Raw genomic sequence first — 20,120 nt, 5'->3', positions numbered from 1 at the left:
ATGACGCCTAAGTCTTAGACTTAGCTGTCTATCAATTATGCTCGTAGGCATGTCTGAATCTGTGCTCGTCTCAGTAGCTTGGCCCTACGCCAATGGCCCCCGCCACATCGGTCACGTGGCAGGGTTTGGCGTACCGTCCGATGTATTTGCGCGCTACCAGCGAATGCGTGGCCGCAACGTGTTGATGATTTCGGGAACGGACGAGCACGGCACGCCGCTACTTGTGCAGGCGGAGAAGGAGGGCGTGGCCGTCCAGGAGCTCGCTGATCGCTACAATCGCCAGATTGTGCAGGATCTCGCCGGGCTGGGGCTGACCTATGACCTGTTTACCCGCACCACCACCCGCAACCACTACGCCACGGTGCAGGAGCTCTTCCGCGGGCTCTATGACAACGGCTATATGGTCAAGGAAGTCACCCAGGGGGCAATTTCTCCCTCCACGGGGCGCACCCTGCCCGACCGCTATATTGAGGGCACCTGCCCGATCTGCGGCTGCGATGGCGCCCGCGGCGATCAGTGCGATAACTGCGGTAACCAGCTGGACCCGGCGGATCTCATTAATCCGGTGTCCAAGCTCAACGGGGAAACCCCGGAGTTCCGCGAGACGGAGCACTTCTTCCTCGATCTTCCTGCCCTCGCCGAGGCGCTGGAGACGTGGCTGACTGAGCGCAAAGACTGGCGCCCGAATGTGCTGAAGTTCTCGATGAACCTGCTCAAGGACATCCGCCCGCGCGCCATGAGCCGCGATATCGACTGGGGCGTGCCCGTGCCCATCGAGGGCTGGGAAGAAAACAACGCCAAGAAGCTCTATGTGTGGTTCGACGCGGTGGTGGGGTATTTGTCCTCCTCCATCGAGTGGGCCTATCGCATCGGCGAGCCGGAGGCGTGGCGCGAGTTCTGGAATAACCCAGAGACCCGGTCCTATTACTTCATGGGCAAAGACAACATCACCTTCCACTCCCAGATCTGGCCGGCGGAGCTGCTGGGCTATCGCGGCCAGGGCTCGAAGGGCGGGGAGGCCGGCCCGCTCGGGGAGCTCGACCTGCCCACTGAGGTGGTCTCCTCGGAGTATTTGACGATGTCGGGCTCGAAGTTCTCCTCCTCCAAGGGAGTGGTGATCTATGTCAAGGACTTCCTCGAGGAGTTCGGCCCCGATCCGCTGCGGTATTTCATCGCCGTGGCCGGCCCGGAGAATAATGACACCGACTTCACCTGGGACGAGTTTGTGCGCCGCGTGAACAACGAGCTGGCGAATGGCTGGGGCAATCTGGTCAACCGCACCGTGTCCATGGCCTATAAGAACTTCGGCGAGATCCCCACCCCGGGTGAGCTCACCGCCGCCGAGCAGGCGCTCTTGGAGCAAACCGAGCGGGCTTTCGTGGAGGCTGGGGAGAACCTTGAGCACTCCAAGTTCAAGGCCGCGATCAACCAGGTGATGCACATTGTGGGCGAGGCCAATGCCTATATCGCGGAGAATGAGCCGTGGAAGCTGGCGAAGGATGAGACCCAGCGGGAGCGCCTCGCCACCGTGCTGTGGACCGCGCTGCAGGTGGTATCCGACTGCAACACCATGCTCACTCCTTTCATCCCGCATACCGCCCAAAAGGTGCACGAGACCCTGGGCCGCGAGGGCGAGTGGGCCGCCACCCCGCAGGTGCGCGAGGTAGCCGATGATATGCCGGTGGAGCCGGTGGGCGTGGGCCTGCCGGAGAAGAACAAGACCTACCCGGTGATCATGGGCGACTACACCCAGCAGCAGGCCGCCTGGCAGCGCGTGGAGTGCGTGCCCGGCACGCCGCTGTCCAAGCCGAAGCCGCTGATCCAGAAGCTCGACTCGGCCCTGGCCGAGGAGGGCCCCTCCTGGGCCCCGGTGGCAGGCTAGAGCCATGGGAAAGAAGAAGCGACCTACGCCCACCCCGCTCGCCGGGGCAACGGGGCTTATCGACGCCCACACCCACCTCACCTCCTGCCCCGATGAGCCGGCCGCGGTGGTCGAGCGCGCCCGCGCTGCCGAGGTAGAGGCCATGGTGACCGTCGGCGATGGCCTGGCGGAAGCCGAGGCCGCCCTGGCCGTGGCACAGCAGCTCGATCGGGTGTGGGCGGCGTGTGCCATTCACCCCACACGCGCTCGTGAGCTTGACGACGCCGCCCGCGCTCGGCTGCGCGAACTGGCCGCCGATCCCCTGTGCGTCTCCATCGGTGAGACCGGGCTCGATACCTATTGGATCGGCAAAGAAGAGTGGTGCGCCCCGCTGGAGGCGCAGGAGGAAGCGCTGCGCTTTCATATTGACCTCGCAGTGAGCAGCGGCAAGGCGCTGATGATTCATAATCGCGAGGCCGATGCGGAGTTGCTGCGGGTGCTCGATAGCTCCCCGCAGCCTAAGACGGTGATTCTGCACTGCTTTTCCTCGCCACTGGAGGTGGCCCGGGAGGCCATCGAGCGCGGCTATGTGCTCTCCTTCGCCGGCAATGTCACCTTCAAACGCAATGAGGAATTACGCCAAGCGGCGGCCCTGGCGCCCATGGAGCAGATTCTCTATGAAACGGATGCGCCCTATATGACGCCCGAGCCTTTCCGTGGCGCCCGCAATGAGCCGGCCTTCATCGGCCACACCGCCCAGTGCATCGCCACGGCCCGCGGCATGGCGCTCGAGGAGTTCAGCGCTGCAGTGGCGGCGAATTTCCGGCGGGTATATCAGCTCGCGGACTGATCGTGGGCGTCGAGTAGCGTGCGGAGCACCTTTAGCACGCCCTGCTCGCTATTGGAGGGCGCGATAAAGTCTGCACTCTCGGCGATGCGCGGGTGCGCATTGGCCATGGCCACGGCGACCCCGGCCTGCTGGAGCAGCTCGAGATCGTTGAGATAGTCGCCGAAGGCTAAGGTTTGGCTGGGGGTAATCCCCAGCTGGGCGCAGAGTTCTCGCAGGCCGTGGCCCTTATCGGCCTCAGCTGCCATGATGTCGATCCAGTGCTTGCCGGATACGGTCACCTGTGCCTGCTCGTAGAACTCAGACAGATGCGGGTAGATGCTCTCTTCCACCGAGTCGAAGCCGAATACCGCGATCTTGATGATCTCCTCGGGGTTGAGCTCGGCTACTGTATCCACCTGCTGCATCGATGCGTAGTAGCGCCGCGTCTGCTCTAGAAAGGCCTCATCACTGCGATCGACATAGGCCACCTTGGGGGTGCAGGCCACAATGCCGATATCGTGGCCGCGGCCGCGCAGCTGAGAGATCGTGTCCAGCACCTTGCGCACGATATCTGGGGAGATCGTGGTGCTCGAGACCGTGGTGCCATCGAGCACCACATTGGTGCCATTTTCTGCAATGAAGTTGCGTGGCGGATTATCTGCGGCGGGGTGGGCGAACTGCTCGCGCAAGGTGGCGTATTGCCGCCCCGAGGCAGGGGCAAAGCTGATACCAGCGCGGTTCAGGCGGTTCAGCAGCGGCCAGAACCCTTCTGGGATCATGTGATCATCGCCCAGCAGGGTGCCATCCATATCGGCGACGACAAGTGCGATGCTGTGCTCGCGGAGTAGGCCGGCGGGGATATCAGTGGGGCTGAGCATAGGATCCTTCGTCTACGGGAGTCTCGTTCACGGCGGCATTTCTTCCCCCAGGGTGCTCGCAGCGGAGCGCACGGGGAGAATTCTCATCCTAACGCGCGCCCACCCGGTGCAGCCCACCTGGCTGAGCGCCGGCTGTGTCTAAGAACACTCCGAGCGAGCGGGGGTGGCGCAACGGCGGTGCAGAGGGGAATATTCTTCGCACAACCGGCACAGCTGAGAGGGCAGGGGCGGGTGTGACGGCTGTGGTTATGCTGAGGACGGCGCTTCAGCTGCATGGTCTGGAATATAAGACTCGCGCGTTCTGGAGACAGCGTTCTCTAGACATCACAGAATTGTTACCGTACTGTTACATCCATTGCGCCAGCGGGGGAGAAACACCCAAATGTATCTCCCCACCTGAGCGCCACGACACAACAACCACACGACACCTTAAGGGTGAAGGGAACACTGGCTTTCATGGGACACCGCACCAAGGCTCGCATTAACGGCACCGGCTCTAGCTCGACTCCGCTCCGTGTCGCCACCGGCGGCATGTTGGCCACCCTGCTGGTCGGTGGTGTGGTCTCCGCCAATGCGGTGAGCAAAAATGATGTCACCATTGATTTCAATGGTGAGACCATTAATCTCGCTACCGCCTCCGATACCGTCGGTGCCGCGCTGGATGAGGCTGATATTCCGGCCGCCGACCGCGATCTTGTGAGCCCCAGCCCAGAGAGTGCGATCACTGATGATCAGACGATCACCGTGCGTAGCGCCAAGCAGGTTGCGCTGGTGATTGACGGCGAGGAAAAGACCGTTGATTCCACTGCACTGACTGTGGATGAGCTGCTGGCCGAGCTCGGCATGGTGGATCCCTCCGATCTCATCTCCCTCGACGGCACCACCGTGATTCCCCGCGACGGGCTCACTGTGGATGTGGTGAAGTCCAAGATCATCACCATTAACGATGGCGGTTCCGTGACCTATTCCAAGGTGGCCGAGCGCACCGTGGGGGATGTGCTCAAGGAACGCGGCATCACCTTGGGCGATAAGGATGAGGTAAGCCCCGCCCTCGATACGCCGCTGAAGCGCGGAATGACCATCGACATCACCCGGGTGGAAGAAAAGGAAGTGACCGATACCGAGTCCTTCACCGCCGATCCGGTCTACGTCGATGATGCCAACCTGGAGCAGGGCAGCGAAGTGGTGGAGCGCGAAGCCACCCCGGGCGAGCGAGAGATCACCCGCAAGGTCACCCTCGTCAATGGCAAGGAGGTGGCTTCGGTGACGATCAAGACAAAGGAACTGCGCCCCTCCACTCCCGCCACCATCAAGCGTGGCGTGAAGCCGGCCGCTCCGGCCGTGGCCGGCGGCAGCGTCTGGGATCAGCTCGCCCAGTGCGAGTCCGGTGGCAACTGGAGCATCAACACCGGTAATGGCTACTCCGGTGGCCTGCAGTTCGCCCCCTCCACCTGGCAGGCCTATGGCGGCGGCGAGTACGCCCCCACCGCCGGCCAGGCCACCCGCGAGCAGCAGATCGCCGTGGCCCAGCGGGTACAGGCCGCGCAGGGCTGGGGCGCATGGCCCGCCTGCACCGCCAAGCTGGGCATTCGCTAAGCACCCTGCTCGCTCGGGCGGGCCGGCGAGTACCTGCTCGCGCCCGCTGTCTGCTGCGCCCACCCTCTGTGGTGGGCGCTTCGTGCTATCTCCGCCGCCTCGGTAATGGGTGGCGCGCGATCAGCCACTACACTGAAGAAACTATGACTACCGCACCGCCGCATGCCGAGGATGGGGGAGTATCCCCGCAGGGCAGCGCCGTCCAGCTGCTTGGCCCGAAGGAGATTCGCGAGCTCGCCGAGAAACTCGATGTGAGCCCGACGAAGAAGCTGGGGCAGAACTTCCTGCACGATCCCAATACCGTCCGGATGATTATCGCCGCCGCCGAGATCACCGCCACAGACGATGTGATCGAGATCGGCCCAGGGCTTGGTTCGCTCACTCTCGGATTGCTGGAGGTGGCCCGCTCGGTGACGGTCGTGGAGATCGATCCGCGGCTCGCCGGAGAGCTACCGGCCACCGCCGCCGCCCGCGCCGGTGCCGCCGCATCCACCCTCAGCGTGCACAATCGCAATGCCTTGGAGTTCCAGCGCAGTGACTGCGCCGTGGCACCGACGGTATTGGCGGCCAACTTGCCCTATAACGTCTCTGTGCCGGTACTCATGCACATCCTGGCGGAGTTTCCCTCCCTGCGGCGGGTATTGGTGATGGTGCAAAAGGAAGTGGCCGATCGGCTCGCCGCCGCGCCGGGCAGCAAAATCTATGGGGTGCCCAGCGTGAAGGCCGCCTACTACGGCCAGGTGCGCCGCGCCGGGCTGGTGGGCAAGAACGTGTTCTGGCCGGCCCCGAAGATCGACTCCGGGCTGGTGCGTATCGATTGCTATGAGCGCGAGAACATGCCCTGGCAGGCCAGTGCCGCGGAGGTATTTCCTATCGTCGATGCCGCCTTCGCCCAGCGCCGCAAAACCCTGCGCGCCGCACTCTCCGGGCACTTCGGCTCAGGCGAGCGCAGCGCGGCGATTCTTAGCCGCGCCGGCATCGATCCCACCTTGCGCGGCGAACGCCTCGGGGTGCGAGAGTTCGTCGATATAGCCCTAGCCGCCCGAGAGGAGGCCGCGGAATGAGCTTCGCGAGCACCTCGGTGCGGGCCTGCGCCAAGATCAACCTCTTTCTCGGAGTAGGGGCGGCCCGCGAGGATGGGTTCCACGAGCTGACGAGCGTGTTTCAATCCCTGTCCAATCACAATGTGGTGCGCCTCAGCCCTGCTGCGGGGCCGGCGCGGTTGAGCGAGTATGTGGGCGCGGTGAGCGCCTCGGGCCTGGCCGCTAGCGCGGTGCCGCTCGACGCCAGCAATCTCGTGGTCGGCGCCGCCACCCGCTATCTGCAGGAGGCGCGCATACACCACCCAGAGATCACCCCGCCGGTGATAGATATCCACATCCACAAAGGGATCCCCACCGCTGGCGGCATGGCCGGCGGCTCCGCGGATGCTGCCGCCGTGCTGCATGCGCTCCAGGGCTACGCTCCCTTGCCACAGGAGCGGGTGCTAGAGATCGCCGCCGAGATCGGCTCCGATGTGCCCTTTAGCCTCGTAGGTGGCACGCAGTTGGGCACTGGCCGCGGGGAGCAGCTGGTGCCGATGCTCAGCCGCGGCACCTATCATGTGGCCCTGGGGATTCAGAAACAGGGGCTGCGCACCCCCGAGGTATTTCGCAAGCTCGATGAGATGCGCCAGGCAGGCAAGGCCGGCGCGCCCAGCACAGACACCAGTGCTCTAGCTACCGCTCTGCTCAGCGGCGATCCGGCCGCGGTGGCGCGGCAGCTACACAATGACTTGCAGCCGGCGGCGCTGTCGCTGCTGCCGGCGCTGCGGGCCACCCTCGCCGCCGGCACGGCCGCGGGGGCACTCGCCGGTATGGTTTCCGGCTCGGGGCCCACCACGGCATTTCTATGCGAGAGCGCCGAGGCGGCCGAGGCCGTGGCTGAGGAGCTGCGCGATTCGGGCACCGTTTTCGACGCCTTCGCCGTCCACACCGTGACTCGCGGTATAGAAACACTCGAGTCTTAAGCCGTATATACCGTAGTTCGCCCACCTTTCGACGCCGACTAGTGAGAAGGACATACCTGCCGACGTGGCTAATTTGATCAACCTAGAAAATGTCACCCAGAGCTTCGGGATGAAGACCCTGCTCGACTCCGTGAGCCTTGGCGTGCAATCGCACGATCGGATCGGCGTGGTGGGGCTCAACGGAGGTGGTAAAACCACCCTCATTGAGATCCTCTCCGGGCAGCTGGACCCGGATTCGGGACGGGTCTCCCACAATAAGGAGCTGCGCCTGGCCGTGGTGACGCAGCGGGCCAAGCTGGACGATACCCGCACCGTGGGTGAGGTCGTGCTGGAGCAGCTGGGGCTAGAAACCTATGAGTGGGCCTCCAATGCCAAGGTGCGTGACGTGCTCTCGGGCCTCGGGATCGTGGATCTCGGATTGGATACCCCGGTCTCCGCGCTCTCGGGCGGTGAGCGTCGCCGCACCCACCTAGCCGCGGCGCTGGTGCGCGAGCTGGATCTGGTGGTGCTCGATGAGCCCACCAACCACTTGGACGTGGAAGGCGTGCGCTGGTTGGCCGATCATCTGCTCCAGCGCAACCTCGCGGTGGTGGTGGTTACCCACGATCGCTGGTTCCTCGACACCGTGGCCACCCACACCTGGGAGGTCCACGACGGCACCGTGGACGTGTATGAGGGCGGCTATAACGACTGGACCTTCGCCCGCGCCGAGCGCGCCCGCCAGGCAGATGCGATGGAACAGCGCCGCCGCAACCTCGCCCGCAAGGAACTGGCGTGGCTGCGTCGCGGCGCACCGGCCCGCACCTCGAAGCCGCGCTACCGGATTGAAGCCGCGGAGGCGCTGATTTCCGATGTGCCGGCCCCGCGCGACACCGTGGAGCTCATGGCCTTCTCCAAGCGCCGCCAAGGCAAAGTGGTCATCGAGCTCGAAGACGCCACAATCTCCACCCCCGATGGCCGGGTGCTGGTGCAGGATCTCACTTGGCGGCTCGCGCCGGGCGAGCGCATCGGCCTGGTCGGGGTGAATGGCTCGGGCAAAACCACCCTGCTGCGGGCGCTGGCGGGGGAGCATGCCCTGGATGCTGGGCGCCGCATCGAGGGCACAACGGTGCGGCTGGGCTGGCTGCGCCAAGAATTAGATGACCTCGATCCCGAGCGCCGCGTGCTTGATGCGGTGGAGGATGTGGCCAGCTATGTGGAACTCGGCAAAAAACAGCTCTCGGCCTCGCAGCTGGCGGAGCGCTTGGGCTTTTCCCCCAAGCGCCAGCGCACCCCGATCAAGGATCTCTCCGGCGGCGAGCGGCGGCGGCTACAGCTGACCCGTGTGCTCATGGCGGAGCCCAATGTGCTGCTTCTCGACGAGCCGACCAACGATCTCGATATCGATACCCTGCAAGAGTTGGAATCCCTATTGGACTCTTGGCCGGGCACCTTGGTGGTGATCTCCCACGATCGCTACTTGATTGAGCGCATCGCGGATTCCACGTGGGCGCTGTTTGGCGATGGTGCGCTCACCAACCTGCCGGGCGGAATTGAGCAGTATCTCGCCCGCCGCGATGAGATGGCAGCGGCGGAAGGCTCGGGGCCACTGAATGTGGGCACGAAGGAGGCGTCGTCAAGCGAAAAGAAGATGGATCAGAAGCAGTGGCGGGAGCTGTCGAAGAAGCTGTCCGCCACCGAGCGCAAGCTGGATAAGGTGCGCGCGGAGATCGATTCCCTCAATGAAAAAATGGCCGCCGCGGCGCAGGCGGTGGATCAGGAGGCGATGATCGAGCTGGACGCCAAGCTCAAGGATGCGGCAGCTCGCGCCGAGGAGCTGGAAATGCAGTGGCTAGAGTTGGGCGAGCAGATGGAAGCCTAGCGCTGGTGGCCGTGGGTGCGGTTTTTTCGTAGGCTGGGGCCATGATCTTGATCAATGTGAAATTCACCGTCAAGGACGAGTACGTGGAGACCTTCCGCCAGGAAGTCGCCGAGTTCACCGAGGCCACCCGCGCCGAGGAGGGCAATCTCTTCTTTGAGTGGTACCGCTCCACCGACGAACCGAACAGCTATATCCTCATCGAGGGCTTCAAGGACGATGCCGCGGAGCCGCACGTCAACTCCGATCACTTCCAGAAGGCCTGCGTGGATATGCCGCGCCTGCTGGTGAAGACCCCGGAGATCATCAACACCCTCATCGAGGGCAAAACCGAGTGGGATAAGATGGCTGAATTCTCCGTGGAGGAGTAATAGCCGAACCGTATCGGCATACGGGGCCAGGACACACAGCGTGGACTGGCCCCTTAATGCTGAATAGGGTGATTTTTTCAGCGATTCTTCAGGTACTCTGGTGAGCATGAGCAAGAAGGACACACAGGATTTCACTGACCCGCCGAAGCTATCGAAAAAGGCCTATGAGGCAGAGCTGAAGCACCTCCAAGCCGAACTGGTAGACATGCAACAGTGGGTGGTGGAAACCGGTGCCCGCGTGGTGATCGTCATGGAAGGCCGCGATGCCGCCGGCAAGGGCTCCGCGATCAAGCGCATCACCCAGTACCTCAACCCGCGTACCTGCCGCATCGAGGCATTGCCCGCGCCGAACTCCCGCGAGCAGGGCCAGTGGTACTTCCAGCGCTATATTGAGCGCCTGCCCACCGCCGGTGAGATCGTGATCTTTGACCGTTCGTGGTACAACCGCGCCGGCGTGGAACGCGTGATGGGCTTTTGCACCTCCGCTGAGTACCGTCGCTTCCTGCACCAGGCCCCCATCTTCGAGCGGTTGCTGGTGGAAGACGGGATCATGCTGCGCAAGTACTGGTTCTCCGTTTCTGATGAGGAGCAGGTGAAGCGCTTCCGCTCGCGTCGCAATGATCCGCTGCGCCGCTGGAAGCTCTCGCCGATGGATCTGCAGTCCATCACCCGCTGGGAGGACTACTCCCGCGCCAAGGATGAGATGTTCATCCACACCGACATCCCCTCCGCGCCGTGGTACACCGTGGAATCCGAGGATAAGAAGCGCTCCCGCATCAACGTGATCAGCCATCTGCTGTCCACGATTCCCTATGAGAAGATCGACCGCGAGCTGCCGGAGATCCCCGAGCGCCCAGAATCGGAAACCAACTACGACCGGCCGCCGCGCTCCGATTTCCGCTATGTGCCGGATGTGGCCGCGCAGCTGGAAAAGCGCAAGGTCGAGGGCGGCTCGAAGAAGGACAAGAAGAGCAAGAAGTCGAAGAAGTCGAAGAAGTCCAAGAAAGACAAGAAATAGCGCCCACCCGCCGCAGTCTCACGCGCATTCTCCCCGCACCAGTGGGGAGGGTGCGCGTTTTTCTGCATCCTGCGCGACACACCCGCGGGAGAGAAGAACCCGCAGCTATGGACGCTGTGGCCATAGACTAAGATGAGTGTTCGCCGCCACATCATTTGGCATTTTGTGACACACTGTGTATATGACTACAGAAAATTCCACTACAGGCACCCAGGGTGCCGCAGCAGAGAAAACAGTAATCGCAGAGGTTCGTGGCTCGGTCGGCTTCTTAGAGCTCAACCGCCCGAAGAGCCTCAACTCCCTCGACACCGAGATGTGTCAGATCATTCACGACGCCCTCGACGAGTGGCGCGAGGATGACGCCGTGTCCGGAGTAGTGATCTACTCCAATAACCCCAAGGCCTTCTGTGCCGGTGGTGATGTGCGGGTGATCCGCGAGGCTATCCTCGCCGGCCAGCCCGAGGTGGGGGATCGCTTCTTAGACGTCGAGTACGCCATGAACGCGGCGGTGGTGGACTTCCCCAAGCCCTATATCGCCCTCATTGATGGCATTGTCATGGGCGGCGGCCTGGGCGTCTCGGTGCACGGCAGCCGGCGCGTGGTTTCGGAGCGCTCTTGGGCCTCCATGCCGGAGATGGCGATCGGTTTCTGCCCCGATGTGGGCGTCACCTACGCCTTCCAGCGCATGGTCAACGCCACCGGCTCCCATTCCTTCCCGCTCGCCAAGTTCCTCGTGCTCACTACCTGGCGGCTGAGCCCGCAGGACATGATGTGGTCGGGTCTCGCCACCGACTATGTGCCCTCGGAGAAGTTCGAGCAGCTCCGCGAGGCGCTGGAATCGGCCGCGGACGCCGACGGCATGAACGCGGTGATCGATAGCTTCGCCGAGCCGCTTGCGGGCGAATCCCAGCTGGCCGAGCTCATGGAGCATATCGAGACGGTCTTTGATGCTGCCTCGTGGGAAGAGGTAGTAACGAAGCTGCAGGAGTGCCCCAGCGAGGAGTTCCAAGACCTCGTCCGCGGCCACCTGGCCCAAGCCAACCCCGCGTCTTTGGTGGCCACCATGGAGCTGATGGATGCCAATGAGCGCGTGGAGAATGTGCAGGCGGCACTGGCCAATGAGTTCGCCGTGGGCAAGGTGCTGCGCGAGGACAAGAACTTTGTCGAGGGCGTGCGTGCCGTACTGGTGGATAAGGGCCGCGATGCCGTCTTCGATCCGGCCACGACCGCCGAGGTGGATGTGGAGAAATACCGCGCTGCCGTGAAGTAGCCGCTACAGAAGAACAACGCAGCCGACCGAGTGCGCATGAGCCTGGCCGGCTGCGTTGTCCTATGCGCCGGGCCGCCTTTGGCCGCGGCTGGCCGCCACCGGCTGCGGCTTCCCCGAACCTAAGACGTGAGTGGATACTGGCCAGCTGATAGGCACTACAGAAGCGACATGTAACCGCCGGTTTCAATCTTGTCCCCATGAGGAGAAGGTCCATGAAGAACCCGCCGGAGTCCCTAGAGGCATGTTAAGGTAAACAAAACAGCCTTGCTTCATGAACGGACAAGCCATGGGTTTCTTTAGCCGGATATTCGGAAAGAACAGCGATAGCGAAACTGAAGAAGAGTTAGTTGTCGAGAGCGAAGTTACAACGTGTGATTACTGCGGAACAGAGAGCGACGACCTCATCGGGGTCGACATTACTTTGTCTGAAGGCGACCCGTCCTATCTGAGTGACATCTGTAAAGATTGCTACGTCGAGCTTGACGCTTGGAACTACAGCTCCCCAGCCTATTGCTGTGGAATGATATACGAAGAAGGGGAGCAAGTGTGCGCCAGCTGCGGCGAATTTCTCTATTAAGAGTCGTCGCTCGGCGCACTAGGCACGTCACGCTCATTTTCTGCGTCCGCTGACCACTCCTCCACGGAGCATCGGATTCCTCAATTTTTGCTTGCCGATACCTGACCATCACTCTCTACGGTTGATGGTGACTTCCTCTTAGCCTTAACTGTGCGTTAAGCACCCCTCACATGCCGCGAATGGCGCCAACAGTTTCCTGTTAGGCTGCGCTGTGGCTGAGTTCTGCCTCGGTGGACGCCGCGCTGGTTTGGTTGCGGCGACGACGCTCCATACGGGACCATTCCACGAATCCCCACGCCACGAACCCGCCATAGGCGAGGTAGAGCACGGCCGAGGGGTAGTAGCCGGCGGCGAGCAGCAGCGGTACGCCGACGATGTCCACGCTGAGCCACAGCAGCCAAAACTCGATCCAGCCCTTGGCCATGCCAAAGGTTGCCAGAAGCGAGCCGGAGAAGATCCACGCATCCGCCCACGGCCCCCACGAGCCAAGCGCGGAGAAAATCTGGGCGCAGACGACGGTGCTGATCACCATGAAGGTGAGGATGGCGAGGCGTTGCCGCGGTGTGGCCCAGTGTGGCTCCACGGCGGCTTGATCGGAGGAGCGATCCCGCTTGTTCAGGTTGCGCTGCCAGCCGTACCAGCCATAGGCGCTGACCACCAAGAACATCACTTGGCGGGCCGCTTGGCCATAGAGATCAAGATTTTGCGGTGTGTGGAACACGCCGCCGAGGAAGACGGTGAAGAGCAAAATATTGCCGATGATGCCCACCGGCCACGCCCATACGCGCCTTTTCAAACCAAAAATGGCGGAGCCAATGCCAAAAGCATTGCCGATGATTTCGCGCCACAGAATAGGAGCACCACCGATGATGACGGTGGCATCAAGAAGCTCGACTATAGGATTCATTCGCTGACCTACACGCTTTCATGTTTCGGTTGAGCAGAAAACAAATCCTCAGGTGAAACACAACATAGGTCAGCATCGCAGCCACCGCGCCCCCGAGACTACAGGCCACAGCAGGGTGGCAGTCTCGCCTAGCGCGGCGCGCTCAGCGCCTAGGTTCTCTTCCATCCGGACTATTACCGTCGGTCCCGGAGTTTCACCGAGTCTGCTACAGCCGAAGCTGCGGCTCGTGGACTATCACCACCGGTGGGGAATTACGCCCCGCCCTGAGAACGCCTCTCACTATAGCGCGTGAGCGCGGGCGGGCACAGAAACTAGGTCGATGGAGGTTGGGACACGGGGGTAGTGCCATCGCCGCGAGGAGCACCCGCGGGGTTCTGCGGAGCCTGCGGCGCCGAGCCCTGCGACACCGAGCCCTGCGGTGGCATCCCAGGTGGTACCGTCGGCGGCGGCGGCATCGCCCCGCTGCGATAGAGCACACATCGCCGGGCGCGGTGGATATCCGCAGTCAGAGTCGCGGACTGGGCGCCCTCGATGCGCAGCAGCGCGGGGATGCCGTTGGTGTGTGCCATCTGGACGATCGCCGGATGGGCAGTCACGGCGGGATCGGTGGCGGGCGGGTAGCTGGCTGGCACCTGTTGGGCGTCGCGCAGCACCTGGGCAAAGCTCATGCCGTGGCCATAGTCAACGACGATGGACTCGCGGGTGCTCACCCCCACGATCTGCCCAGCCACCCGCAGCTCATAGCGGCCCGCGCCGCAGGGTCGATACTCGCATTCGAATAGCCGAGCCAGCCCATCGATACTGCGATCCATATCCGGTGAGGCCGGCATGAAGGCGCCGGCGTGAAAGAGGGTGCGGTGACAATCTGCGGCAGCGGCAGCGGGAACAGTGGCCATGATGGTGGCGCCATCGGCGGTGGGCAAAAAGAGTACGGGGTCATTGCAAAAGAGGGTGCGTATCGCGGCCGCGAGTTCTTCCGCGGTGGCGAGGCTGCGATAGGCGCGCGGAGTGGCATCGTCGGCCTCAGCAGCGTCGCCCGCATCGTCTGCAAGCAGCCGTGTTGCGGTCTCAAGATCCAGCTCTGGTGGCCGGGGCGCCACCCATTCGTGCTCGAGTTCAGGGATGGCGAACTCCTCGGCCGCCTCTGCGATACGCGGGTGCAGCCACTGCCACACCCCAGTGGGCAGGATCCTGGCGAGGCGCTGACCGGTGAGCTCAGTGGGGCGGTGCCCAGAGAAACTGAGCCGGATCTGCACGTTCTCGCCGTCGGTATCGCCGGCCTCCACCGCCATCGCCGTGGATAGGGTGGGAAGGAAGGCGGCGTCGAGACAGGCTTGATGAAAGTAGCCGTCGGCGCGGAGTTCAGCAATGCTGCGTGGTGCGGGGATAGTCACAAGCTCGCATTCTACCTAGCTTCCGCCGCTGAGCGGGATGCTTATCGACGCCACCCCGCACCTGCCACCACCGCCGTGGTAGCAGAAACGCAGCCCCCCTTGTGAGGGCGAAGGCGGCGGGGAAATGATTGACCCCGCAGTGTATGTTCGTTAGCCTAACCGCTCGTATATAGACGCCATGACCGGCGCATTCGCGGCGCAGGCATTCATTCGATCTGAGAATCAGAGGGGATCATCTATCCATGAACGACCAGTATTCGCCCAAGGACAACCAGGGCGAGCACAACCAGGGCGAGGATAATCCGGGCGCGTTCTCGGCGGAGAACACCAACCAGCAGGCCACCCCGCAGAGTGACCAGCCTTATACCCAGTACACCACCCCGCAGGCTAACCAGCAGTCCAACCAGCAGGGTGCGGCCCCGTTCTACCCCAGTGCTGGGAACCAGCAGTCCAACGCCACCCAGCAGGGGCCGGTGGCTGGTTCAGACTCCGCTGGCTTTCCTCAGCTCAACGCCGTAGGCGCGGAGTCGAAGAACTTCCTGCAGGCGCTGTTTGATTTCAGCTTTTCGAGCTTCATCACCATCAAGTTTGCCAAGGCCATCCACTTGGTCAATATCGTGCTGGCGCTTCTGGGCTATGTGTTCTGGGTGTTTATCTGGCTGTTCGTGGCCTCGGATGTCGGCGACTCGGAAGTGGGCGCCATGGCGACTTTCTTCGCTATCATCGCTCTGCTCTTCGGCTGGATTCCGGCGCTGCTGCAAATCGTGGGCGTTCGCCTGGCGCTGGAGATGAACATCGCCTTGGTGCGCACTGCTCAGAACACCTCTGCGCTGCGCGAAGCCACCGTGGGGCGCTAAAACAGCACCTCCCGCACGCGGGCGCTGTGACTAGAAGGGGGCCGTTGCCATCAGGCAGCGGCCCCCATCTTTGTCTTTTACCTCGCCGCCAAGGGGTATTATCGCAGGTAGAAAGAGTTCTACCGAGAATCAAGGAGTACTGCTATGTGCCGTCCTGTGCCGTGTCCCACCTGCCATAAGACCACGTGGGCTGGGTGTGGTGAGCATATCGCCCAAGTAAAGGCGACGGTGCCGCCGGAGCAGTGGTGCGATGGTAAGCACGAGAGCAAGGCTCACTAGCACCCCTGCACCCTAGCCTCGGTGTCGAGCTAGTCCGCCACCAGCGGGAAGAGCTCGAACTCGGGGTGTTCTTTCTCAATGAAGCTCAGGCGCCACTTGTCGCCAAAGAGCGCGATGAGTTCGCCGTCGGTGCGGGTGAAGATCTCCACGCCGCGCTGCTTATTCAGCTCGGGCGCGGTGGCGGCGGTGGTGCGTCGCGCCACCGAGTAGGGGACCGGCTCGGTGATGGTTTCCACGTTGTATTCCACATCCATGCGGGCCTGCATCACTTCGAACTGCATGGGGCCGACAGCAGCCATAATGGGGGCGGCGTCGCCGCGGGCCTCGTTTTTCAGGATCTGCACCACGCCCTCGGAGTCCAGCTGTTCCAGCGCTTTACGGAACTGCTTGTACTTGCCCAGGGTTTTCGCCCGCAGGGTGCGGAAGTGCTCGGGGGCGAACTGCGGCATGGGCGGGAATTGCACTTTCCGGCCGGCGTAGATGGTGTCACCCGGGGCGAGCGAGCCGGCGTTGACGAGGCCGACAATATCGCCGGGATAGGCGGTGTCCACGGTGTCGCGGGTGCGGCCGAAGACGGTGAGCGCGTACTTGGTGGAGAAGCTGCGCCCGGACTGGGCGTGGGTTACTTGCATGCCGCGGTCGAACTCGCCGGAGACCACACGCATGAAGGCGAGGGTATCGCGGTGCTTGCGATCCATGCCGGCCTGCACCTTAAAGACCACGCCGGCGAAGTCGCTGTCCAGATCGCGGTGATCGTCGATGGCAGAGGTTGCGGCGGCCACCACGGCCGGGTCCGCGGAACGGGGCGCGGGCTGCGGCGCCAGAGCGCAGAGGGCATCGAGGATCTGGTGCACACCGAAGTTGAGCATCGCCGAGGCGAAAATAGTGGGGGAGGTGGTGCACTCGAGGAACAGCTCGGGGTCATGCACCGCGCCATCGGCGGCCATGAGTTCGACTTCCTCGGCGGCGGTTTCCCACGCCATCTCTTCTTTGGCGGCGGCTTCTTCGGGGCTGTAGTGCTCCTCGGGGGCAATGGTGGAGCCGCCGGCGGTGCGCAGGAAGTGAATATATTCCTCCGCCTCGCCATCGGAGTTGATGCGGGCCAGGCCCCGGAAATCACCGGCTGCACCCACCGGCCAGAACAGCGGGGTAGGCTGCAGCCCGATCTCGGAAACGATCTCATCCATCAATTCCAGTGGCTCTTTGCCCACGCGGTCCCATTTGTTCACCACGGTCACAATGGGCAGGCCGCGGGCCTTACACACGCGGAAGAGCTTGAGGGTTTGGGGCTCGAGGCCCTTGGCGCCGTCGATAAGCATCACCGCGGCATCCACGGCGGTGAGCACGCGGTAGGTGTCCTCAGAGAAGTCGGCGTGGCCGGGGGTGTCCACCAGGTTAATCATGTAGGGCTCGCCCTGGTGGCCTTCGGGCGCGTACTCGAATTGCAGAGCGGAGCTGGCGACAGAGATACCGCGCTCCTTTTCCATATCCATCCAGTCGGAGACGGTGGCTTTACGCCCGGCCTTGCCGTGCACCGCGCCGGCTTCGGCGATCATGTGCGCGTGCAGCGCCAAAGCCTCGGTCAGGGTGGATTTACCGGCGTCGGGGTGTGCGATCACGGCGAAGGTTCTGCGGCGCGAGGCCTCGTCAACTACTCTGCTCATGGTGTTTCATCTTAACGCCTCGGTGTCTGAATCAATCGCTCGCACACATGCCTCCGCGGTGCGTTCGATTCAGCGCGTAGTGGATGAGACGGCTCCGCCCACCCCGCCTGCGGAGGCGGTGGCACAGATCGCGGAGCTCTTCGCCGGCGGGCGCGCCGCTGTGCTCACCGGTGCGGGGGTGTCCACGCCCTCCGGTATTCCGGATTATCGCGGGCCGCAGGGCTCGCTCGCCCGGTCGCGGCCGATGACCTATCAGGAGTTTCGCTATGATCGCGCCGCCCTGCACCGCTACTGGGCGCGGGCCTTTGTAGGGTGGCGGCACATGGCCGCAGCCCGGCCGAACTCGGTGCACTATCAGCTGGTGGAGCTAGAAGCTGCGGGGCTGATCACTGGGGTGATTACCCAAAACGTTGATGGCCTCCACCGCGCCGCCGGCAGCACAAGCCTGGTGGAACTCCACGGCGATCTCTCCCGCATCGAGTGCTTGAGCTGCGGGGCAATCATGCCACGATCGCTTATCGACGCCCGCCTGCATGCCGCCAATCCCGGCTACATTGAAAAAGCCGAGGCTAGGCGCGGTGCGGTGAACCCCGATGGCGATGTTGCCCTTGATGAGGAGATCGTTGCGAGTTTTCACCTAGTGGGCTGCCCCTACTGCGGTTCCCAGGTGCTCAAACCCCATGTGATCTACTTCGGCGAACCGGTGGATCCGAAGCGGAAGGCGGCGGCCCATGCCCTCGTGGAGGAGGCCGATTTCCTGCTGGTGGCTGGCTCCTCTCTGGCGGTGATGAGCGGCTATCGTTTCGCCATCGAGGCGCAGCGCGCCGGGAAGCCGGTAGTGGTGATTAATGGCGGGCCCGGGCGGGCCGATACCCGCGCTGCGGTGTTATGGCGCAGCGACGTGCGGCAGGCCTTCGATGCGGTGATCGACGCCACTGGGTTGGCCTGAGCTGCGAGGCATCGAGACTAGCGCCGGTTGGTCGTATTCTGCGCGGCGCTGAGCGAGTCGCTAGCAGCTAGCCAGGCGCCCTCGGCGGCCCGAGCAATGGCCTGCTCCATCTCTGGGGAGGGATCGATAGGCCCGAGCACCCACACGGGGATGGCGACCGGTTCGCTCTGCGGCGGGCGGCCGATGCCGATGCGCACCCGCACATAGTCCCGCGTGCCCAACGCGGCGCTGAGCGATTTCAGCCCGTTGTGGCCGTTTTCATTGCCGCCGCGTTTGATTTTCACCGTCCCAGCGGGAAGATCCAGCTCATCGTGGATCACGATCACGTGCTCGGCATCCAGCTCGAGGTGGCGGTGGAGAGCCTCGATAGCCTCGCCCGAGTTATTCATATAGGTATGCGAGCGGGCCAGCACAATGCTGCGACCCTCATGCTCCAGGGCGGCGATGCTCAAGGGGGTACCGGCGACCGGGGTGAGGATATCGCCGCGGCGCGCCAAGATGTCATCGATGGCCATGTATCCCACGTTGTGCCGAGTGGCCTCATAGTTACTACCGGGGTTGCCCAGTCCCAGAATCAGGTAATCGATGCGCTCGGGCAGGCTCGTGGTGGGGGTGGGAGTCCGCGAGCCGAGGCGAGCGAAGAAGGAGCGGAGGGAGTCGCTGAGGTTTTCAAATCGGTGCACGCATCGATTCTTGCACATAGGCTCAACCGCTATGAGTCATCTCCTGCAGGATCGGACAATCACACTTATTGCCGCCCCTATGGCGGGTGGGCCATCGACCCCACAGCTGGCGGCGGCGCTGTGGAATACCGGGCACCTCGGTTTCCTCGCGGCGGGGCGCGCCAGTGTGGAGGTTTTGCGGCAGGATATGGCCACTGCCGCGGAGCTTGCCGGCGGGCTGAATGTGGGCGTCAATCTTTTCGCCCCGCATCCGCGGCCGCGCTACCTCGAGACCCACTCCCACGAGCAGTGCGCCGCCGCGCTGGGCAGCCGTTGGACATCTGAGGTGGACTATAGCTTCGGCTGGGAGGAGAAATTCGCGGCCGTGCTCGAGGCGCGACCGCTGGTGGTGAGCTCCATGTTTGGCTGCTTTTCTGCCGCGGAGGTGCAGCAGGCCCAGGAGCGCGGGATTGAGGTGTGGGTGACTGTGACCAGCCCCGATGAGGCCCGGCAGGCTCAGCTGGTGGGAGCGGATGCGGTGATCGTGCAGGCAGCCAGCGCCGGCGGGCATCGCGGCACCTGGAAGCAGGAGGATGAGCCCACCACCATGAGCCTGCCGGAGCTCTGTGCCGCCGTCGCGGCCGGCTGCGAGCTGCCGCTCATCGCCGCCGGCGGGCTGAGTACCCCAGAGGCTGTGGCGAATGCCTTGGCACTCGAGGGCGTGGTGGCGGTGTCCTGCGGCACTGCCTTCCTCTTGGCCGAGGAAGCCGGCACCTCCGAGAGCAATCGTGCGATTCTGCGCGAGGGCCAGCTGCGCACCGCTGCCACGCGCGCCTTCACTGGGCGAGTGGCCCGTGGGGTGATCACGGGGGTGGACGAACACGCTGCGGCCACCATGCCGCCGGTGTTTCCGCATCTCGCTCCCGCCCCAGCGGGGCAGAAGGCGAGCCGAGCCTGGGCCTATTGCCTCGCTGGGGAAGGAGTGAACGACTGCCTCGAGGCCCCTGCCGCCGAGATCGTGCAGCAGCTGACATCCGCCGCCAGCCGCCGCTAAGAACGCTGGGTGATTCCCGCCCCCACGCCACTTAGGTCAGCTACACTTTCACTAGTTAAGGCTACGGTAATCAGGCCGGCTGTCTGTG

At 63.5% G+C, this 20,120-nt stretch carries 18 protein-coding genes and 1 riboswitch; of the genes, 13 read left to right on the top strand and 5 right to left on the bottom strand.

What is annotated here, in order from left to right:
* The first annotated feature begins 49 nt into the window (after window positions 1–49).
* Both metG and KRX12_RS04365 read left to right on the top strand, forming a co-directional pair.
* On the top strand, window positions 50–1,882 hold the full coding sequence (gene metG, locus KRX12_RS04370; protein ID WP_218365856.1) for a methionine--tRNA ligase: 1,833 nt from the start codon (window positions 50–52) through the stop codon (window positions 1,880–1,882).
* Window positions 1,883–1,886: 4 nt separating this feature from the next.
* The gene (locus tag KRX12_RS04365) at window positions 1,887–2,711 is read left to right on the top strand and encodes a TatD family hydrolase (RefSeq protein ID WP_218365855.1); all 825 of its coding nucleotides are present in this window, start codon (window positions 1,887–1,889) and stop codon (window positions 2,709–2,711) included.
* Here KRX12_RS04365 and KRX12_RS04360 read toward each other — a convergent pair.
* Entirely contained in the window at window positions 2,696–3,568 is an 873-nt protein-coding gene (locus KRX12_RS04360) for an HAD family hydrolase (protein ID WP_218365854.1), read from the bottom strand. The genes KRX12_RS04365 and KRX12_RS04360 overlap by 16 nt on opposite strands.
* A 456-nt stretch (window positions 3,569–4,024) precedes the next feature.
* Between KRX12_RS04360 and KRX12_RS04355 the strand changes: the two genes are divergently transcribed.
* The 8 genes from KRX12_RS04355 (at window position 4,025) to KRX12_RS04320 (ending at window position 12,266) form a co-directional block, all read left to right on the top strand.
* Window positions 4,025–5,164, top strand: coding sequence for a resuscitation-promoting factor (locus KRX12_RS04355; RefSeq protein WP_218365853.1), 1,140 nt, complete (start codon window positions 4,025–4,027; stop codon window positions 5,162–5,164).
* 143 nt (window positions 5,165–5,307) lie between these two features.
* The gene (gene rsmA, locus KRX12_RS04350) at window positions 5,308–6,228 is read left to right on the top strand and encodes a 16S rRNA (adenine(1518)-N(6)/adenine(1519)-N(6))-dimethyltransferase RsmA (protein ID WP_218363579.1); all 921 of its coding nucleotides are present in this window, start codon (window positions 5,308–5,310) and stop codon (window positions 6,226–6,228) included.
* The gene (locus tag KRX12_RS04345; RefSeq protein ID WP_218365852.1) at window positions 6,225–7,172 is read left to right on the top strand and encodes a 4-(cytidine 5'-diphospho)-2-C-methyl-D-erythritol kinase; all 948 of its coding nucleotides are present in this window, start codon (window positions 6,225–6,227) and stop codon (window positions 7,170–7,172) included. Before rsmA ends, KRX12_RS04345 begins: the two co-directional genes overlap by 4 nt.
* Before the next feature lie 64 nt (window positions 7,173–7,236).
* Entirely contained in the window at window positions 7,237–9,033 is a 1,797-nt protein-coding gene (locus KRX12_RS04340; protein WP_218365851.1) for an ABC-F family ATP-binding cassette domain-containing protein, read from the top strand.
* 41 nt (window positions 9,034–9,074) lie between these two features.
* The gene (locus KRX12_RS04335; protein ID WP_151530073.1) at window positions 9,075–9,401 is read left to right on the top strand and encodes a putative quinol monooxygenase; all 327 of its coding nucleotides are present in this window, start codon (window positions 9,075–9,077) and stop codon (window positions 9,399–9,401) included.
* A gap of 106 nt (window positions 9,402–9,507) precedes the next feature.
* A complete protein-coding gene (ppk2, locus tag KRX12_RS04330) occupies window positions 9,508–10,419 on the top strand; it encodes a polyphosphate kinase 2 (RefSeq protein ID WP_218365850.1) in 912 nt (303 codons plus the stop codon).
* Window positions 10,420–10,600: 181 nt separating this feature from the next.
* Window positions 10,601–11,689: a 3-hydroxyisobutyryl-CoA hydrolase gene (locus tag KRX12_RS04325; RefSeq protein WP_218365849.1), complete on the top strand. Its 1,089-nt coding sequence runs from the start codon at window positions 10,601–10,603 to the stop codon at window positions 11,687–11,689.
* Between the two features lie 271 nt (window positions 11,690–11,960).
* On the top strand, window positions 11,961–12,266 hold the full coding sequence (locus KRX12_RS04320) for a hypothetical protein (protein WP_218365848.1): 306 nt from the start codon (window positions 11,961–11,963) through the stop codon (window positions 12,264–12,266).
* A 199-nt stretch (window positions 12,267–12,465) separates the two neighbouring features.
* Here KRX12_RS04320 and pnuC read toward each other — a convergent pair whose 3' ends face one another.
* Window positions 12,466–13,173, bottom strand: coding sequence for a nicotinamide riboside transporter PnuC (pnuC, locus tag KRX12_RS04315; RefSeq protein WP_218363573.1), 708 nt, complete (start codon window positions 13,171–13,173; stop codon window positions 12,466–12,468).
* Window positions 13,174–13,322: 149 nt separating this feature from the next.
* A riboswitch (FMN riboswitch) is annotated at window positions 13,323–13,448 on the bottom strand.
* Window positions 13,449–13,484: 36 nt separating this feature from the next.
* Entirely contained in the window at window positions 13,485–14,567 is a 1,083-nt protein-coding gene (locus tag KRX12_RS04310; protein WP_218365847.1) for a hypothetical protein, read from the bottom strand.
* Window positions 14,568–14,809: 242 nt separating this feature from the next.
* Between KRX12_RS04310 and KRX12_RS04305 the strand changes: the two genes are divergently transcribed.
* Window positions 14,810–15,424, top strand: coding sequence for a DUF4282 domain-containing protein (locus KRX12_RS04305; RefSeq protein ID WP_218365846.1), 615 nt, complete (start codon window positions 14,810–14,812; stop codon window positions 15,422–15,424).
* A 308-nt stretch (window positions 15,425–15,732) separates the two neighbouring features.
* On the opposite strand, the gene KRX12_RS04300 is transcribed toward KRX12_RS04305, so the two are convergent.
* Window positions 15,733–17,367, bottom strand: a complete 1,635-nt coding sequence (locus tag KRX12_RS04300; protein WP_151548919.1) for a peptide chain release factor 3 — start codon at window positions 17,365–17,367, stop codon at window positions 15,733–15,735.
* Between KRX12_RS04300 and KRX12_RS04295 the strand changes: the two genes are divergently transcribed.
* Window positions 17,366–18,316 (top strand): Sir2 family NAD-dependent protein deacetylase, encoded by a 951-nt coding sequence (locus tag KRX12_RS04295; protein WP_218365845.1) that lies wholly within the window; start codon window positions 17,366–17,368, stop codon window positions 18,314–18,316. The two genes, KRX12_RS04300 and KRX12_RS04295, sit on opposite strands and share 2 nt — an antisense overlap.
* 17 nt (window positions 18,317–18,333) lie before the next feature.
* Here KRX12_RS04295 and pth read toward each other — a convergent pair whose 3' ends face one another.
* Window positions 18,334–18,999 (bottom strand): aminoacyl-tRNA hydrolase, encoded by a 666-nt coding sequence (pth, locus tag KRX12_RS04290; protein ID WP_370625539.1) that lies wholly within the window; start codon window positions 18,997–18,999, stop codon window positions 18,334–18,336.
* Window positions 19,000–19,030: 31 nt separating this feature from the next.
* Here pth and KRX12_RS04285 point away from each other — a divergent pair, with 31 nt between their 5' ends.
* Window positions 19,031–20,032, top strand: coding sequence for a nitronate monooxygenase (locus KRX12_RS04285; protein ID WP_218365843.1), 1,002 nt, complete (start codon window positions 19,031–19,033; stop codon window positions 20,030–20,032).
* Window positions 20,033–20,120 lie beyond the last annotated feature (88 nt).

The sequence above is a fragment of the Corynebacterium sp. TAE3-ERU2 genome, assembly GCF_019209955.1.
Lineage (GTDB): Bacteria > Actinomycetota > Actinomycetes > Mycobacteriales > Mycobacteriaceae > Corynebacterium > Corynebacterium megadyptis.
Note: the sequence above shows the minus strand (reverse complement) of the source record. Positions and strands in the feature narration are given on the sequence as shown.

Excerpts from the sequence above, each read along its gene's own strand:
- metG (WP_218365856.1), top strand. The coding sequence starts at position 50 with ATGTCTGAATCTGTGCTCGTCTCAGTAGCTTGGCCCTACGCCAATGGC.
- KRX12_RS04365 (WP_218365855.1), top strand. The coding sequence starts at position 1,887 with ATGGGAAAGAAGAAGCGACCTACGCCCACCCCGCTCGCCGGGGCAACG.
- KRX12_RS04360 (WP_218365854.1), bottom strand. The coding sequence starts at position 3,568 with ATGCTCAGCCCCACTGATATCCCCGCCGGCCTACTCCGCGAGCACAGC.
- KRX12_RS04355 (WP_218365853.1), top strand. The coding sequence starts at position 4,025 with ATGGGACACCGCACCAAGGCTCGCATTAACGGCACCGGCTCTAGCTCG.
- rsmA (WP_218363579.1), top strand. The coding sequence starts at position 5,308 with ATGACTACCGCACCGCCGCATGCCGAGGATGGGGGAGTATCCCCGCAG.
- KRX12_RS04345 (WP_218365852.1), top strand. The coding sequence starts at position 6,225 with ATGAGCTTCGCGAGCACCTCGGTGCGGGCCTGCGCCAAGATCAACCTC.
- KRX12_RS04335 (WP_151530073.1), top strand. The coding sequence starts at position 9,075 with ATGATCTTGATCAATGTGAAATTCACCGTCAAGGACGAGTACGTGGAG.
- ppk2 (WP_218365850.1), top strand. The coding sequence starts at position 9,508 with ATGAGCAAGAAGGACACACAGGATTTCACTGACCCGCCGAAGCTATCG.
- KRX12_RS04325 (WP_218365849.1), top strand. The coding sequence starts at position 10,601 with ATGACTACAGAAAATTCCACTACAGGCACCCAGGGTGCCGCAGCAGAG.
- KRX12_RS04320 (WP_218365848.1), top strand. The coding sequence starts at position 11,961 with ATGAACGGACAAGCCATGGGTTTCTTTAGCCGGATATTCGGAAAGAAC.
- pnuC (WP_218363573.1), bottom strand. The coding sequence starts at position 13,173 with ATGAATCCTATAGTCGAGCTTCTTGATGCCACCGTCATCATCGGTGGT.
- KRX12_RS04305 (WP_218365846.1), top strand. The coding sequence starts at position 14,810 with ATGAACGACCAGTATTCGCCCAAGGACAACCAGGGCGAGCACAACCAG.
- KRX12_RS04295 (WP_218365845.1), top strand. The coding sequence starts at position 17,366 with ATGGTGTTTCATCTTAACGCCTCGGTGTCTGAATCAATCGCTCGCACA.
- KRX12_RS04300 (WP_151548919.1), bottom strand. The coding sequence starts at position 17,367 with ATGAGCAGAGTAGTTGACGAGGCCTCGCGCCGCAGAACCTTCGCCGTG.
- KRX12_RS04285 (WP_218365843.1), top strand. The coding sequence starts at position 19,031 with ATGAGTCATCTCCTGCAGGATCGGACAATCACACTTATTGCCGCCCCT.